Raw genomic sequence first — 15,734 nt, forward strand, 5'->3', positions numbered from 1 at the left:
CACCAAGCGGATCACCTCATCAGGGACAAAGCACGCACCCGGCTCGGCGTGTCGCCCGGCAACCCATGAACCTTGCTCGCCACACGAGGCTCACGAACACCCAGAGTCACTGGCGTGAATGTTTACCGCTATCTGTCGCTGTTCGGAGTTACTCACTTCTGTTGTCCTGTAGCTGGCCGGGTTTGAGAACGCCGGTTCTAGCAAGCAGCGATAGCAGGGGGCGTAGGACGCGTCGCGGCCCGAACTGGCGCTCAGGGAAATACCCATCCTTGGCGCTCGTACCAGTGGCGGAGACGAAGTGTAGTGTGCTGCTGACGAATTCATGGGTCGGCATCAGCCATGGCGAGCCTCCCTTGATGGCGAGGAACGCGTATACGTCTTCACTTTCCTGTTCAACTGTGCTCAGGTCAGTGTCGTCATCGCGGAGCAGCCAGCGTGCCACCTCAGGCATTTGATACTGCAGGAGGTCCGACTTGCTGATCACTGTCGCGATGGGTAGGGGGATGAAGCGCTCGTTCTCGTGGGAAATCTTGAGCCTCGCACAGATGTTGCTGAAGGTCGGGTCTCCGAGGGGGGAACCTGACCGGCGCTTACCGAATCCGGGTATCAATTCGGGGTCCGCGAGAAATATCAACGCGCTAGCAGCATTGAGAGTGAGGGGCGGGTTGTCTCTATGGAGTACTTCTCCTGAGAAGTCGAAGAATGCCAGCACAAACGGTCGCCCAGTTTGATGGTTGTATCCTCGCCAGGCATGCATGAAGAAGACATCATCCGTGGGACCCGTGTAGGGCAATCGTTGGCGCTCTTCTATCAGAGGCCTCACATAATTTGTTCGGAATATCTGGCCGAGCGTAGGGTCGAGTGGTTGGAAGCTCAGTTTCCCGGCCAGGATGGTGCCTCGCTCAAGTTCGGCAGCGAGCATGGTTAGCAGGTGGGTCTTCCCGCTGTTGGAGGTCCCCACAGCCACGATGATGATGGGTTCACCGTAGGCGCCGTAGAGGACGGGCAGGAAATGCCGGTAGAAGTCGCTGTTCGTGCATCGAATCCATGCATTCGCGGTTCGATGGAGCCAACTCTGCTCTGACTCACCACGGCGACGCTCCAGCGGCTCGTACCTGCGTGAATCTTCGTCAAACACGAACAGGCCCGCTTCTTTGGCCTGCCTCCAGTTGATCTGCTCAAGACAGATAGGACAGCGCACGGTGCCGGAGAAGGAGTTGCTCACAGAAATATCCCAACCACGAAAGCGATTAACAAAAGAGCGGAGAGTAGAGCGATTAATACGAATCGCCGAACGCGTACGGTGAACCAGCGTTCCCCGCGCCAAGCCGATAGGCGAGGTAACCCTTTCGAGTCACCATCATGTGGGGAGCGATGATCTGGGGTGGAGGTACCGTCGAGCTCGGCCGATTGCTGAGCGGCCTGCAGAGCGCGGAACCGCCTACGGGCGGTCTCCTCGGCTGCGGCCGTTTCGCTTATCAAAGAGCGGCCTTCTCTGAGGGCCAGCCCGAGTTGGGTGTCGGAAGAGGTCAGTCTCTGATAAGCGATCAACCAGGAAGCAAGCTCATGGCGATAACTGCCGCACAACTCAGCGATTCGCAGCACCTCATTCCAACGTGGTTCTCGGACACCCCGGAGAAGATCGGAAACCGTGGATCTCGACAGCACGGTTGGTTGACCAGCCATACCTGGAGTATCCAGCGAACGCTCTTCCAGCTGACGAAGACTTAGACCCGACATACGGCGAAGCTGCTCAAGCATGGCTGTGAGTTCGGGGAGCGATTGGGCTGCCATTGGATCAGGACGGGTGATCTCAACATTTTGGCCTGCCGGCCTGGTCGCAGGCATGACGTCGCTGACTCGAGTCCCGGCCACGGCCGCCGAATGGGCGATGCCGGGCTGGCCGGTACCAATGATCGGGGTGGCAGCCGCCTCCCACCGCCAACGCCACTCCTGTTCATCACCGCCACATGCGATGACGTAAGCAGCGGTGACCTCCCAGGAAGGAAGCCGTCCACCGGCCGCAGCCTGCGACAGCGCCGTAACCGAGAAATGTGCCTTTTGCGCCATCTCCCGGTAGCTCGGAGCGCCAGCCCAGCGACGAAGGTCCCGCAAAGCGCAGGCGAACGCCGCCACTGGGCCAGCGTCTGGATCGAGAGGCTTTTCGGGTCGGCCCACGCCTGCTCCTGCCGGAATGAAGGACACGGTCAACGGGAAAGGGCGTGGTGGCGGTCTTCAGCCGCCACCACGCCTTTCCTAGATGGTGACCATTCGGTGAGCGACCTTGGCAGCCGCAAGGCCCGCAGCAGCGGCGATCGCGGTCGCGGTCGCCGGATCGTTCCCCTGGACCACTAAGACGAGCACAACAATGAGCACGACGATGGCGACCAGAGCGCGATAGGCGGATAGGAGCAGGCGTGTGCCGCCGCGTGGCGCATCGGGGAGATTCATAATGAGGCGTCCCTCCTGGAAAGCATTGGCTCGGGCTGATGTGGACTGTTGACTTGATAGGACTCAGAGTGGGTTCAGGAGTGGTTGCCGCCACCGCTGAAACCTTTGCCCTACTTCTCGTCGCTCATCATGACCGGCGACTCTGGCCGGTGGAAGAGCCTTCCAGTACTGAGGTTGTTTGCGAACAAGTAGCACGCTTGCAGATGAGCGGTGCCATCCGGACCGTACGATTGTTCGCGGATCCCGAGCCGGAATGATGATCAGCGTGAACAACTGGCCGGATCCCGAGAAGAACAATCCGCTAAACGATCACCTTGGTGCATATGTGCAGGTTGGATGCGTGTTGAAAGCGCATCGCTAAGGGTGATGCGTCCGGGAAGCTCTTGACGCCTTGCCGGACAACCCCTCCTGTCTGTTTCCTGCAGGAGGAAGCCCACCGCGTCGATCTCGGATCGCGCCTTGGGCGAATCTCGATCGCGTCCCCTGTTGGCTCGGGCGGACACGTAGTGCGGGGTTTCCTGTTGCCGCGGGAAACCCCCGCACGTCCAACCCTCAACTCCGGTGACTGGGAAGACCGCCGGGTGGTCGGTGGACCTTCTCTTCAGGCTGGCTCGGATGGAAGAGTGACGCGGACGCGCCTCAGCTGACCCTGTCGATGAATCGAAGGGATTCCGGACGTTACAGCGTGCCGATCACGAGGGACTCGCGGGCGGTCTCGACGACTTCTTTGGTGATGGTCCGGAGTCCGTTGATCTCCAGGATGCGGGTGATCTGGGAGAACAGGCGTTGCACGAGGCGGAAGTTGCCCATCGTGATCCGGTGGACCGCGGCCAGGGCCTCGGCGTCGGTGAAGTCATCGGCGGCCAGGGTGAGCCCGATGGTGTGCCAGTGGTGGCGCAGGACGAAGGTGAGCTCCTCAGGTGACAGCGGCCGGTATTGGTGGACGAAGCCGATCCGGCTGTAGAGCTGGGGGTAGCGGGCCAGGCGTTTCTCGATGCCGGGCATGCCGATGAGGATCATGCCGAATCGGCTGCGGTCGTAGTGGTCGCGCAGTTGTTCCAGGGCTGTGGTTTTGAGCCGGTCGACTTCGTCGACGATGAGCAGTTCGACGAAGGCAGGCAGGCCGTGCGGGTCGGTGAAGGTGCGCCGGTCGTAGGGGTCGGGGGCGCGCAGGGTGGCGAAGTCCCAGCCCATGTGGGTGAGCTCTTTGTCGATCATGCGGGGGGTGGCGCTGACGGTCGGGGTGTACAGCAGGGTGTGCCAGTCGTCGCGGTCCTTGCCGAGGGTGAAGTTGCGGGAGGAGGCGCGCAGCAGCGGTGCCACCTCCTGCCAGCAGGCGTAGCGGCGCGCCGACAGGGTCTTACCCACCCCGGGCGGGCCATGGCAGAGGCCGATGTAGTGGTCACGGCGAACCGCGTCGGCGAATTCGATGAACCGGCGATGTTCCTTGGTGACGATGAAGGAGACATCGTCCAAGGGGACCTGCGGCCCGGACAGTTCGACGGCCGGGAATGCGCGCTCGACCACGCTGGCCAGCGGATGGACATCGCCGAGTTCAGGCTGGGCCGGATCGGACGGGCCAGGGCCGGGAGGCATGGCTACTCCTCTCGGTAACGCTTGAGCCGCCGCACCGGCGGCGCCTCGGCAGGGGCGGCTGGCGGCGGGAGCGGCATGGGGTCGGGCACCTGGTGGGCCTCGATCAGGCGGTCGACCACGCTGGCGCGGTCACGGAGTTGGGCACGCAGGTCGCGGCGGCGGGCGTTGCGGGCGGCGGTGATGTCTTTCAAGCTGATGGTGTGGTTGGCCAGGTCGGGGCAGATCGCCCGGCACAGGAAGTGGCCGGTGTGGAAAATGCGGATCTCGGCCATGTCGCGCGGGTCGTAGCGGATGACGACGCTGTCGCCGACGTAGGCGGCCAGGATCGGGTCCAGGTAGCGCAGGCCCTGGAAGTGGATCCCGTCGGGGTGGATCTTGCGGGGTTTGGCGATGGTGAGCAGCAGCAGGTCCAGCTGCTCCAGGGAGTCCGGCATCCGGGGGATGAACGAGGCGGATTCCCAGCGCTGCTGCGGAGGGACGCCGGTCTCGCCGTGCGGGGAGTGGTTGTAGATCGTGCGGATGAAGGTGCCGATGGCGGTATCGAGTTCGGCCAGGGTGAGCTGGGCGCGCCCGGCCCGGTCGCGGGTGCCGCGCGGAGCGTATCCGGGCAGCTGGGACAGGCACATCTGGTTGACGGTGCCGAAGATCCGCTCCACCTTCCCCCGGCCGCGTGGCCGGCCGGGAAGGGAGAAGACGGGTCGGATGCGCAGGTCGGCCATCACTTGCTCCAGGTGCAGGGAGGTGAAGTCGCTGCCGTGGTCGACGTGGAAGATCTCGGGGATGCCGCACACGTGCCAGCCGGGATCGCTCTTGCGCCAGATCGCCTGCCGCAGCGTCAGCGCGGTCGTCAACGCTGTGGGGGCGCCGAGGTTGACCGCGTACCCGGCGATCGCCCGGGAGTGGTCGTCCTGGATCACGGTCAGCCAGGGCCTGGCCGGTCTGCCGGCGGGGGTGATCACCCACAGGTCCAGCTGGGTGTGGTCGGCCTGCCAGATCTGGTTGGGCCGCTCGGCCTGGCGGCGGTGCACCAGGTCGAAGACATCCCGGTAGCGCTTTTCCCCGTCCAGCGCCAGGGTGGCCATGGCCGGGTCGATCCGGCGGACGATGTCGTAGACGGTGGCGTAGGACGGGATCGGCCACCCCTGATCCCGGGCGACCGCGGCGGCCTGGCGGGCAACGGTAGCGATGCTCGCCCGTGGCTCGCGTAGCGCCAGCCCTTCGATCAGCAGCCGCAAGTCAGCGGGGAAGTGCCGCCTGCCCTTGTCCGCGCGCGGGCGGCGGGCCAGGCCCGCGAGCCCGTCGTTCCGGTATGCGGTCAGCCACCGGTGCAAGGTCCGCGGCGAGGCATCGGTGGCGGCGGCGAGCCGGGTGATCGCAACCCCGTCTTCCAGATGGGGGCGAAGAAGCCGCCAGCGGCGCATGGCCTGCTGCCGCTGCGCTTCGGTCAGCTCGGCGAGTGCGGCAACCGGATCATCCGGTCGTCCGGCCGCGGATGAGCTCATTCCCTCAGAATCACCCCGGTCGGCGATCGTTCGCAGGCTGTTCCACAACCTTGGAAGTGGAACACCCACTCCCGACCCTCGCCAGACCCGGGCGACGACACCGGATTTCGTTCCACAAGTCGTTCCGGAAGTAATGTTCCGTAATGGGAGTACGGAGTTGACTTCCGGTACGATTCCGGCATGGTATCCGATCATGATCACCCCACGCGAGGGCTGGAACTCGGCTACGCCCGCGTTTCCACCACCAAACAGTCCCTGGAGCGCCAGCTCGACGCGCTGACCGCGACCGGCATCCCGCTCGATCGGATCTACACCGACAAGAAGACCGGCACCAGCATCGACCGCGACGGCTTGACCGCCCTGCTCGGCTACGCCCGCGCCAGCGACACCATCGTCGTGCACACCCTGGACCGGATCGGCCGCAACCTGCGCGAGGTCCTCAACCTCGTCCACGACCTCTCCGAACGCGGCATCGGAGTCCGCTCCCTGGCCGACCCACTGCCGATCAACACCACCGACGACGGGATGGGCCGCATCGCCTTCCTGCTGCTGGCGCTGTTCGCCGAGATGGAACGCACCTTCACCGCCGAACGCGCCGCCCACGCCCGCGCCGTCGCCGAAGCCCACGACCGGCGCGTCGGCCGCCCCATCGCCCACCCGGCCGACAAGATCGAATACGCACGCCTGCTCAAGGCACAAGGACGCTCCCTCGGCGAGATCAGCACCAAGACGGGAATCCCCAAGACCTCCCTGCACCGCTACCTCGCCGATGAGGTATCCGCACCCGGCGGCGCATCGTGAGCGATTTATGGGATGTGCCGGATGATCTGTGGGCGGTCCTTCAGCGCCGAAGCCGCTGGAACCGGACCCTGCTGCTCAAGGTCGATGGGGAACCCCTGCGCAAAGGCCGACTCGGCGCACGATCCGCCGCCGCAATCCAAAAACAACTCATCGGCCAGATGATCGCCTATCGCCGCCATCCCTACACCGGGCCCATCGCACTTGACCTGCACGCCGTCGCGGCACGCAAGAATCCACCCAGCATCCACCAAACAGCCAAGTACCTCCTGGACGTCCTGGGCAACGCCGACGCGAGCCTCGCCCAGCCCCGCCGACGCAGTGTTCTCTACCGCGACGACCGCCAGGTCAAGTACCTGTACGTGTCCCTCGACCAGGCCTGGAATCGCGACCGCGACCGTAGCGACGGATCAACCCACCTGATCGCCCGGCCCGGTCGTGACGTCACCGCTGACTTCCGAGACGCTCACCAACTCAGGCTCAACGCCTCCGGCGAAGAGGAGGAGGACTACGACAACGAGCGCAACCCCTTCTGGTGCCCGGACCTGCCAGAGGATGATCCCGACTGGGACCCGCCCATCGATACTCCCCGCGGTCAGATTTCCGTTCTCGAGTCCTACTTGGAGGAGTCGCACCGCTTCTACAGCCTCATGCGATTACAGGACTCTTTGCTCGCCCGCAACGACGCCATCCTCACCTCGGCCCTGTCCTCCTACCTCGACAGACCTCCTCATACGAAGGAGGATCAATGGGCAGCGCTGTTATCCCCTGAGTCCAAGGCCCTTTCGCTCAAGACGCGCCGCATGGCCCGCAACCTGCTGTTGGCGAATCCGCTCACGGTCCGCCTGCCTGCACTCCCTCAAGCCAACATGGCCTCCAGCGACTTCACGCGGGAAGTCAGTGAGCGGCTAGGCGTCTATCTGGCCCGTTCTCCGCCCGCTCGTCATCCCTGGTGGGCTCACATCGCCGATTATCTCGACCAACGCGCCCGACGGTTCGGGTAAACCCTTATCACAGGCTGCCTTTTTCGACGCATCATGTCTACTTTCGAAGGGCCGCGACAACAGATCGTCTAGGGGGCATCAGCCCAGATCCGGCCACACTGCGAGGTCGCCACACACATACCAACGACTGGATTCCGTTTAACGGGTGGTCACCAACCGCAATTGCGGATTCCCCTTAATGGGCCTCGTGTAATGTCAATCCGCATTAAGTGGATCTATAGGGTATGGAGCATCCAGGGCTGGGGATGGATGAGCTGACCAAGCGGACCGTGCTGGGTTACGAGGCCGATTCGGCCAATGCTATGAAAGAGTTCCCACCAGGTTGATGTTCGCGTTCCTGCTCGAGGACTACACCGAGCAGGCAAGCTCTCCTCGCGACCAGGTCTGTCAGAAAATCCACCGACATAGATCGCAAGCCCCGAGAGCCGTCAGGAGCTTGAAGTGACTGTGGACGAAGCGGGTCTGGTGAGGATCCTCTGTGGAGCCGACAGTAGCGATCCATTCGGACACCAGGCGGGGGTAGCCGTCCACTTGGATGTCGTCTCGCCCGACGACGCGCAAACCGGTTCGGCGATATCCGCACCGATACCTCCAGGTACGGCGTTCCGGACCGCACCAATTCTGGCGATCCTCGATACCGGTGCGGGCCAACTCGTGGTGGTCGGCCACTGCCAGGTGACCGTAGATCCGCATCGCGCCCCTGTTGTCCGCGTGCTAGCCCAGGGATTGTGGCTGGCGTCGCACATTGCCGACACACCGCGCCCGCGACGTCGTCGCCCAGGTCCTAGCGCAGGCCGACCGCCCAGCACCACAGACCATAACTGGCAGATGATTCCCGAGTTCGACCGACTGCGAGACCTGCTGGTCCTATGGTTTCGCAACAACCCGCACGCGATTCCGGCCGACGGGGAGGGCCGCGCGACGGTGATCGCCAAGGCGATCGCTGAGTCGTCTCGCAACGAGGTGTACACCGTGCGTGCACTTCGCTACGAAGTCGAACGTGTGATCGGTGCAAATTTGCGCCGGTTGCGGACCCAGGAACTAGAGGTCATCCTCGCCGACGTCGTCGAACTCACCTTGGCCATCAGCCGTGCCCGCGACGAAGCTACAGAAGCATGGCGTAACGGTCTAAGCAGTTGGCGCAGCGATCCCGCGGCCTACCACGCACAGCGGCGGCTTCAGGATCCGACACTGCCGCGCCGCGCCGGGGCATGGCGGGCCCGCCGCCGACCTTGGTTTGCGATCCTCGACGCCGGAGTTCGCCAGTGCAAGGCGATGGATCAGCTATTGGCCGAGGAGACAACGCTGTTGCACCAGCTGCTAGATGCCGCCGCCAGTGTGTCCGTGGCCAGGGACGCGCAGGCGCAGGAGACATTCACCCTGGTCGCAACCGTTGGTGGTGTACTGATCGGCGTACCAGCGCTGATCATCGCGCTTTACGGTGCGGACGCGGTGCTTCCGCTCAACCTGTCGAACGCTGTCGTTCTTCTACCGGTGGGGGCGGCCGGCCTCGTGGCTGGTCTCTTGGCCGCCTTCCTTCCGGGGCGTGAGCGCGTCGGCAAGATTGGACGGTTCTCCGCGACGCTGATCGCCACAGCGGCCGCGATCATCCTTCTTGCATTGGCTGGCTCGTTGGTCAGCCCGAAAGGCTAACCCGGGACAGCTGTCGTTTCTTGTCGAGCCGGCTCGACAAGATCGTTATCCTCAATGCGAGCCAGTACATGTGGTCCGTGACAGGGGTATCTGGATTGCCGCGCGGTACGGGCTCTTCCCGACGAAACCTGACGCTAAGATCACCCATTCGATGTGCAGTCCGGCGACCCAGCGGCCTGAAAGCACCGAAGAACCTCGGCCATTTAATGCTGAAGGTCACAGTCAGGATGGCACGGGCCAGCGGCTGCCGCAGTAAATCCGGTATTTACTGCGGCAGCGTCGATGAGGACCGCCCATGGGTACCCAAGCTCTCGGCCGCGCTCCCGAACGCGTAGTTCATCACATAACGGAACCGCGTTCCGGCCCCGGCGAGTACCGCCCGTTGCAAGTACTCACAGAGACCGGAGTTCCCCATGAAGATCGATTTCAAGCGTCTGCTGGCCGGAGCGGCCACACTGGCGATAGGCATGACGGGCTGGCAGACCGGCACCGCGTCAGCGGACTCGGCCTCCTGCCTGGCCACCACCAAGGTCAACACGTTCACCGCCACCGGCAGCCCGTTCGGCGGCACCACGCTGTCGTGGAACGTCACGCCTGGATGCCCCGGCGTGGCCGTCGTCCTGCTCGGCGGCGTCGGCGAGAACGGCGGTGTCGGCGCGAACGGCAACGTGGTCAAGAATCCCGCCACCACCACGGAGTACCGGCTCTACGCCATGACCGGAACCCTGCTGACCAAGCAGCTCGGCTCCCAGGTGGTGCTGGCCGGCAAGAGCATCGGCTACAAATCGACACAGGAGGGTGACTCCGTCACCGTGGGGCCATGCGGGACGCCACCATGGAATGGCTATAACTTACAGTTTTACCCTAAGACCATTGCTGCGACGCAGCCCTGGGTCGCCCGATGGTGCCCCGCTCCTGGGTCGCCATCCGTTACCTCGGTCAGCCTCGGCTACTACGGCACAGGCGGCTACTCGGGCACAAGCTCTCAGCCTATGTGCATTCCCCAGAACACCGAAGTGCCGATCGGCACCAAGATTCTGACCCCGGGCCCGGACGGTTATCCGCGACAGGCGCCGCCGCATGACCCCGGGGAGCTGGTCACACACACCGGCGGGGGTGGACTCGATTGCGCTTCGCTGCCACCGGGCGACTGGCCGGGGCCGCGCGTCAGACTGGAGGCCAAGCTGCGTACGTCGAACGCCGCAGTGCCCGGTGAGTCCTCTCGGCCGATCAAGCACGCCAAGGTGGCCCTGTTCTATCTCGGTCCACCGGATGGGGAGGACCCCGACGCGCTGCCCGAGTGGCAGCCGGTGCGGAAGAAGGCCGGGAACACGGGAGATGCGGTGATTGCCCATACGAACGGGAATGGGGATCTGTCGCTGGACTTCAACTACCCTCAGGACCACCAGCTGGCTGACGGCAGCACGTGGTTCGGCTGTCGGCCCAGCGACCCGCCTCTAATGTTCCTGCGCTCGCATGCATGCGAGGACTCCGACATCGAATTGCGGGTCTATGGCGAGAGCGAAGACGGCTCCGTCATCGTCAAGGGGCTCGACAACGCAGTAGCCGAGTTGGATGCCATCCCCATCGGCCGCTTCTTCCAGGATCCGAGCGATCCCATCACCTACAACATCGACAATCCCGGAGGTCACGCCTATCGAGGTGCCTACAACGTCAAGGACGTTACCGCCAGCCTGCCGGACGGTCTGCGACCAGGCAATGTGGCGATCAGGCTGACAAACCAGGACGGTTCCCGCTACGACGCCGCCTCGAGGACAGTGTTACTCAGCCACGTCGACGCTCCCTTCGACAGCGTCGAACACGAGGTGGCGCACAGCTATCATCACCACCTGGCGGCCAGCTTCCCCGACATCCCCAACACGGGCTGCCAGGGGCACAGGACCCCCGATCCCAGTGACGTCTGGTGCGCGTGGACGGAAGGTCTGGCCGAGTTCCTCGCGGCTGCGGCGGTCAACGGACCCGGAAACCTGAGCCCCCCGATCACCTATCGCGCTCTAGGCTTAATCGACGTTGAAGAGTGCGGACTGCTGGCGAATGGACAAGCGGATATCGCTCGCTGCCAGCCGGGCCCGGAGGTAGAAGGCCGGATCATGGCGGCGTTGTGGGATATCTACGACGCCGCAGGCGACGAGGAGGACGAACACGGGCTTCGTGATCGTCTGGCTGAGCCACTGCAGGCAATCGCGGCCGTGGTGGCCAGCGCCGAGCCCGACACCTTCGCCGAGTTTTGGTCAGCGTGGCGCTACGGGCGGGCTATCAGCGGCCCTGGCGATGAGGACAACGAAACAATGTTCGCCAACACGCTGGTGTATTCGGCAATCGAGGATGCCGACAAGGCTCTCGGCACAGGTACCTGGAACGAGGTCGCTTGCAACAACTGCCTGGGCGGCATGTTCCTGCGCTCTGCGCCGTCCTGGGAACAGACAGCGGAAATGGCCTGGCAGCCAACCCTAAGCCCGCAGAGCGGGGTGAAGTATCACGTATGGGTGCATCTGCCCAACGACGGTAACCTGGCCGGACGAGACGGCCGCGCCGGCTATCTGGTGCCCACGAGTGCCGGCCAGCAGACGGTGACCGTCGATCAGAGTGCCAGCTCAGGTTGGGTCCGTATCACCGGTGAGGCGCTGGATCTCAGCCCTGGTCCAATCCGGCTCGTCAACGGAGACACAACTCGATTGCTGGCTGCCGATGGTCTTATCGTCGTACCAAACAATTAGTCACGCTCCTGCCCTGTCGGAACGACCCAACGCTGTTCAAGCTGCTGTCCACGGTGTACCAGGGCGTCCTGATCTGCAACCCGTCAGCTTCTGCAGCCTGTGACGGTCAGGCCCCCGACGTCGCATCCTCGGCGTCGGGGGACGGCACCATCGAGCAGGTCAAGGAGCACACAGCGTCAGTCCTCGTCGTCCCCGTCGTGGGACGCGTCGGGGTCACGAAGGTCGCGGATCGCGCCCGGAGCCAGATCCGGCAGAAGGAAACTGTAGGTCCCGTGCACGCCCAGGTGCTTGCGGACGAACGGCGACAACCGGGCCATGTCCTGCTCGCGGACCGGATAGCCCTGCGCCTTGAGCTGGGCAACGGCGGCGTCCAGGTACACCGTCGTCCACAGAACAACGCAATTCAAGACAAGTCCCAGGACACCGAGCTGGTTCTCCAGGCCGCGTTCATAGCGGTGATGGAGCTCGCCCTTCTTGCCGTGGCAGATCCTCCTGGCCAGGTCATGGCGGCCTTCTTGCAGGTTGCGGATGTGCATGATGTCGCGCCGGTAGGTCTCGTCGACGTAAATGTAGGCCAGGATGTGCAGGGACTTGAAGATCCGGCCGTAGGCGGCGATCGCCTCCCCGAGCGCGGTGGGGTGGCCGTCGCGCTGCAGCATGGTGATCACGTCGTAGGCGCGGACCGTGCCGGTGTAGATGGAGGCGACCACGCGCAGGATGTCCTCCCAGTTCCGGCGGACCTTCCGCAGGTCGATCTTGCCTCGTGCGAAGGCGCGTATCGCGGCGGCGTCCCAAGGGCAGCCGAGGAAGTCGAAGTTGAAGGCGGCGTGCATTTCGTCGGACCGGAGATAGCGGGCGAACCTGGCGGTGTCGGCCAGCCATACCTCGCCGATGAGGGCGCGGGGGGTGGGGTAGGAGTCGGCGACGGCCCGCCAGCGGGGTAGATGTCGTGGACGTCTTCCCTGTCGACGTAGGGGTGCGGGTCGGGCGGCGACGCGTGGTCGAAGTCGGGTAGCGCGGGGTCTTTGACGCACATTGTGGCGGAGTCGACGCGGATGCCGTCGACGCCGCGGTCGAACCAGAACCGGAGCACGTCCTCGAACTCGTCGTGAACCCTCGGGTGGTTCCAGTTGAGGTCGGGCTGCTGGGGGGCGAACAGGTGCAGGTACCAGGGCCGGGGAGGCCGTCGGGCTCGGTGACGCGGGTCCAGGCGGGGCCGCCGAAGATCGACTCCCAGTCGTTGGGCGGGAGTTCGCCGTGCTCGCCCCGGCCGGGCCTGAACCAGAAAAGGTCGCGGGCCGGGCCGCCGGCCAGGGCCTCGTGGAACCACTGGTGCTCGTTGGAGCAGTGGTTGGGCACGACGTCGACGATGATGCGGATGCCCCGCTCGTGCGCCTCCTCGATGAGCTTCTCGGCCTCGGCGAGGGTGCCGAACAGGGGGTCGATCTCGCGGTAGTCGGTCACGTCGTAGCCCGCGTCGGCCATCGGCGACAGGTACCAGGGGTTGAACCAGATCGCGTTGACTCCCAGCCTGCGCAGGTAGTCCAGGCGCGAGCGGACACCGGCCAGGTCACCGACGCCGTCGCCGTTGCCGTCGGCGAAGCTGCGGGGGTAGAGCTGGTAGATGGCGGCGGTGCGCCACCAGTCGCGATTGTCGACGGTCACGGGACCTGCTTTCGGGGTGAGTGAGGGTCCCGGCCGGGGACCCGTGGTGGGGTGGGGGTCCCAGGCTGGGACCCCCACCGGGTGGGTCAGAATCCGCTGTTTCCGGGACCACGGATGATCGTGTAGCCGGACGGGTTGTTGAGTCCGCCCGAGGCCGCGCCGGTCACCGTCACGTAGGTGAAGGTGGCGCTGCCCGCGGCGTTGAGGTCGATGCCGTGGGTGCCCGCACCGTTGAACGTCACGTGGTCGAGGGTCAGGTTGCTGATGGTCTTCTGCCAGCTCAGCAGCAGACCCTGGTAGGTGCTGTCGGTGACCGTCAGGTCCTTGAGCAGGACGGGCGCGGTGATGTCGCGTCCCTCGGCGTAGATCCATACGGCGCCCTGGCTGCTGTTCCAGTCGTTGTTCCAGCCCCCGGTACGGGTCAGCGTGTTGCGCTGGACCACGGTGGTCCCACTGAAGGGCAGGGCCCCGTGCCACGTGCTGACGGTGACGCCCGCGGCGGTGTAGACCGTGTCGGAGAAGAGGTTGTCCTCGATACGGTTGCCGTTGCCGCCGTAGATGGCCGAGGTGTTGGCCAGCATCGGGAGGGTGGCGGTGTTGAAGGTGAACGCGGAGTTGCTCACCGAGGCGTTCTTCGACCACATGGCCAGCGCGTCGTCGCCGGTGTTGCGGAGCACGCTCTGTTCGACGCGGGTGTTGCTGAGCGGGTCGTTGCGGTTGGCCTCTTCGGACGCGGTGTTGAGGTTGACGCCGTCGGTGGTGACGATGGCGTCGGGGTCCCGGTAGCGTACGTCGCCGGCGAAGGTGAAGTCGGCCAGCTGGACGTTGCCGCCGACCGCGTAGAAGCCGCCCCGGCCGTTGTTGCCGCGGACGGTGGTGTGCCACATGCCGGCGCCCCGGATGGTGACTCCCGCCACCTCGACCCGCGAGGTGAGGTCGAACGTGCCCGCGGGGATCCACACGCTCCTGCCCTGCGATTTCGCCGCGGCGACGGCCGCGTTGATCGCCGCCGTGTCGTCACCGGATCCGGATGTGGCGCCGTACGCGGTGATGTCCACGGAGTTGACGGGTGCGGCGAACGCCGGCGGCACGACCTCGGTGTCGGCGAGGTCGACGGTGATCGGGGTCGACGTCTCGTTCTGGAGCCGCAGGACGGTGCCCTCGGCGAGGGTCGGCAGCGTCGCGCGCACCTCGTCGAAGAAGCGGTGCGCGCCGCCGAGCGCGGGATCGTTGGGGAACGGGTAGTTCCCGTACACCCAGCTGTAGGCGGAGGTGAGGGGCAGGTCCTTGATCTTGGCGCCGCCCGCGTAGACGGCCAGCGGAGCGGTGCTGCCGGTGCCTGCGGCGTTGTCGGGGATGGAGTAGCGGACCACGATCCCGCTGGCCGGACGGGTCAGGGTGAACTGGACGTGCTTGCCCGCGTTGTCGAGCCTTACGGCACGCCGGCCCGAGGACTCCGACGCCAGCGTGCGGTAGGTGCGGTCGGGGCCGAGGACGGTGCCGTTGGTGCTGCCGTTCTCTGCCTCGTACCCGGTGTAGGGGACGGTGGCGCCGCGTTCGGCCAGGGCGGCGCCGCCGGCGACGGTGACGTTGTCCAGGGCCACGTTGCCGGTGTCGCCGGCGTCGAACTGGTAGCCGACGAGGTTCAGACCGGCGCGCAGTGCCAGGTTCCGCGACTGGGTGAGCCATCCCGATCCGGGGGGCAGGGAGATCTGGCCGGACTTGACGCCGTTGGCGTACACGCTCAGCCGCTGGGTGGCACCGGTTCCGTTGGCGTAGCGGAGGGTGACGGCGGCGGTGGCGGCGGACGGCAGGTTGACGGTGCGGATCACTCTCGCGCCGGCGGCGGTGAGGCCGGTGACGTAGCCGCTGCCGGTGTAACCCGTGGTGGCCGTGGCCACGGTCGCCCCGCCGGAGGTGAAGCCGGTCTCAAGCTCGTAGGCCGGCCCCCCGGGTGTGGGGCTGGGGCTCGGGCTGGAGGTCGAACTTCGCCCGGTTGAACGCGTCGGTCGCCGGGGGCATGCCGTTGACCGTGATGGTCACCGGGCCGGATGCGGCCGTCGGCTTGCCGGGGTTCGTCTGGCTGGAGCATGCGGTGCCGAGCAGGGCCACGCCGGTGACCAGTGTCACCCCGAGCGCCGTACCTCGCTTCATGGATGCCGTCCCTTCATGTACGCGCGCCGAAGCCCGGCCAGGGGACGTCCGAGGTCCGTGTCGGCACGGTGTTAAGTCCGTGTTGCCGCCCTGTCGCCCGAAGATTTCGAACGGGGGGACGTAGCCAGAACGGTAAAACCGCGATCAAAGCGCGTCCAGAGATTTATGCAAAA

General features: G+C 65.2%; 12 protein-coding genes and 1 pseudogene. 4 read left to right on the plus strand and 9 right to left on the minus strand.

Annotated features, from left to right (window positions below; genetic code table 11):
* Window positions 1–148: 148 nt before the first annotated feature.
* The 5 genes from ABGB08_RS42405 to ABGB08_RS42425 all read right to left on the minus strand — a co-directional run bounded on the left by ABGB08_RS42405 (window position 149) and on the right by ABGB08_RS42425 (window position 5,549).
* Complete coding sequence (locus tag ABGB08_RS42405; protein ID WP_347602577.1) at window positions 149–1,225, minus strand: hypothetical protein; 1,077 nt, start codon at window positions 1,223–1,225, stop codon at window positions 149–151.
* Window positions 1,222–2,136 (minus strand): helix-turn-helix transcriptional regulator, encoded by a 915-nt coding sequence (locus tag ABGB08_RS42410; RefSeq protein WP_347602580.1) that lies wholly within the window; start codon window positions 2,134–2,136, stop codon window positions 1,222–1,224. Before ABGB08_RS42410 ends, ABGB08_RS42405 begins: the two co-directional genes overlap by 4 nt.
* A 120-nt stretch (window positions 2,137–2,256) precedes the next feature.
* On the minus strand, window positions 2,257–2,451 hold the full coding sequence (locus ABGB08_RS42415; protein WP_347602583.1) for a hypothetical protein: 195 nt from the start codon (window positions 2,449–2,451) through the stop codon (window positions 2,257–2,259).
* A gap of 678 nt (window positions 2,452–3,129) precedes the next feature.
* Entirely contained in the window at window positions 3,130–4,047 is a 918-nt protein-coding gene (locus ABGB08_RS42420; RefSeq protein WP_347602586.1) for an AAA family ATPase, read from the minus strand.
* Window positions 4,048–4,049: 2 nt separating this feature from the next.
* A complete protein-coding gene (locus tag ABGB08_RS42425) occupies window positions 4,050–5,549 on the minus strand; it encodes a Mu transposase C-terminal domain-containing protein (RefSeq protein ID WP_347602589.1) in 1,500 nt (499 codons plus the stop codon).
* Between the two features lie 180 nt (window positions 5,550–5,729).
* Between ABGB08_RS42425 and ABGB08_RS42430 the strand changes: the two genes are divergently transcribed.
* The 4 genes from ABGB08_RS42430 to ABGB08_RS42445 all read left to right on the plus strand — a co-directional run bounded on the left by ABGB08_RS42430 (window position 5,730) and on the right by ABGB08_RS42445 (window position 11,742).
* Entirely contained in the window at window positions 5,730–6,350 is a 621-nt protein-coding gene (locus ABGB08_RS42430; protein ID WP_347602592.1) for a recombinase family protein, read from the plus strand.
* Window positions 6,347–7,351, plus strand: a complete 1,005-nt coding sequence (locus tag ABGB08_RS42435) for a hypothetical protein (RefSeq protein ID WP_347602595.1) — start codon at window positions 6,347–6,349, stop codon at window positions 7,349–7,351. Before ABGB08_RS42430 ends, ABGB08_RS42435 begins: the two co-directional genes overlap by 4 nt.
* Before the next feature lie 828 nt (window positions 7,352–8,179).
* Window positions 8,180–9,004 carry a hypothetical protein gene (locus tag ABGB08_RS42440; RefSeq protein ID WP_347602598.1) on the plus strand — a complete coding sequence of 275 codons (825 nt, stop codon included), beginning with the start codon at window positions 8,180–8,182 and terminating at the stop codon, window positions 9,002–9,004.
* Between the two features lie 413 nt (window positions 9,005–9,417).
* Window positions 9,418–11,742 carry a hypothetical protein gene (locus ABGB08_RS42445; RefSeq protein ID WP_347602601.1) on the plus strand — a complete coding sequence of 775 codons (2,325 nt, stop codon included), beginning with the start codon at window positions 9,418–9,420 and terminating at the stop codon, window positions 11,740–11,742.
* A gap of 176 nt (window positions 11,743–11,918) precedes the next feature.
* Here the strand turns inward: ABGB08_RS42445 and ABGB08_RS42450 are convergent, their stop codons facing one another.
* The 4 genes and pseudogenes from ABGB08_RS42450 to ABGB08_RS42465 form a co-directional block, all read right to left on the minus strand.
* Window positions 11,919–12,521, minus strand: a complete 603-nt coding sequence (locus ABGB08_RS42450) for a Tn3 family transposase (RefSeq protein WP_347602736.1) — start codon at window positions 12,519–12,521, stop codon at window positions 11,919–11,921.
* A pseudogene (locus ABGB08_RS42455) lies at window positions 12,516–13,407 on the minus strand (alpha-amylase family glycosyl hydrolase); the annotation flags it as partial. The gene ABGB08_RS42450 and the pseudogene ABGB08_RS42455, both read right to left, overlap by 6 nt.
* An 86-nt stretch (window positions 13,408–13,493) precedes the next feature.
* On the minus strand, window positions 13,494–15,308 hold the full coding sequence (locus tag ABGB08_RS42460) for a glycosyl hydrolase family 28-related protein (protein ID WP_347602604.1): 1,815 nt from the start codon (window positions 15,306–15,308) through the stop codon (window positions 13,494–13,496).
* Window positions 15,309–15,336: 28 nt separating this feature from the next.
* Window positions 15,337–15,561 (minus strand): hypothetical protein, encoded by a 225-nt coding sequence (locus tag ABGB08_RS42465; protein ID WP_347602607.1) that lies wholly within the window; start codon window positions 15,559–15,561, stop codon window positions 15,337–15,339.
* Window positions 15,562–15,734: the final 173 nt, after the last annotated feature.

Source organism: Acrocarpospora sp. B8E8, assembly GCF_039871605.1.
Lineage (GTDB): Bacteria > Actinomycetota > Actinomycetes > Streptosporangiales > Streptosporangiaceae > Acrocarpospora > Acrocarpospora macrocephala.

Coding starts and splice junctions, on each gene's coding strand:
- ABGB08_RS42415 (WP_347602583.1), bottom strand. CDS start 2,451: ATGAATCTCCCCGATGCGCCACGCGGCGGCACACGCCTGCTCCTATCC.
- ABGB08_RS42420 (WP_347602586.1), bottom strand. CDS start 4,047: ATGCCTCCCGGCCCTGGCCCGTCCGATCCGGCCCAGCCTGAACTCGGC.
- ABGB08_RS42425 (WP_347602589.1), bottom strand. CDS start 5,549: ATGAGCTCATCCGCGGCCGGACGACCGGATGATCCGGTTGCCGCACTC.
- ABGB08_RS42430 (WP_347602592.1), top strand. CDS start 5,730: ATGGTATCCGATCATGATCACCCCACGCGAGGGCTGGAACTCGGCTAC.
- ABGB08_RS42440 (WP_347602598.1), top strand. CDS start 8,180: ATGATTCCCGAGTTCGACCGACTGCGAGACCTGCTGGTCCTATGGTTT.
- ABGB08_RS42445 (WP_347602601.1), top strand. CDS start 9,418: ATGAAGATCGATTTCAAGCGTCTGCTGGCCGGAGCGGCCACACTGGCG.
- ABGB08_RS42465 (WP_347602607.1), bottom strand. CDS start 15,561: ATGAAGCGAGGTACGGCGCTCGGGGTGACACTGGTCACCGGCGTGGCC.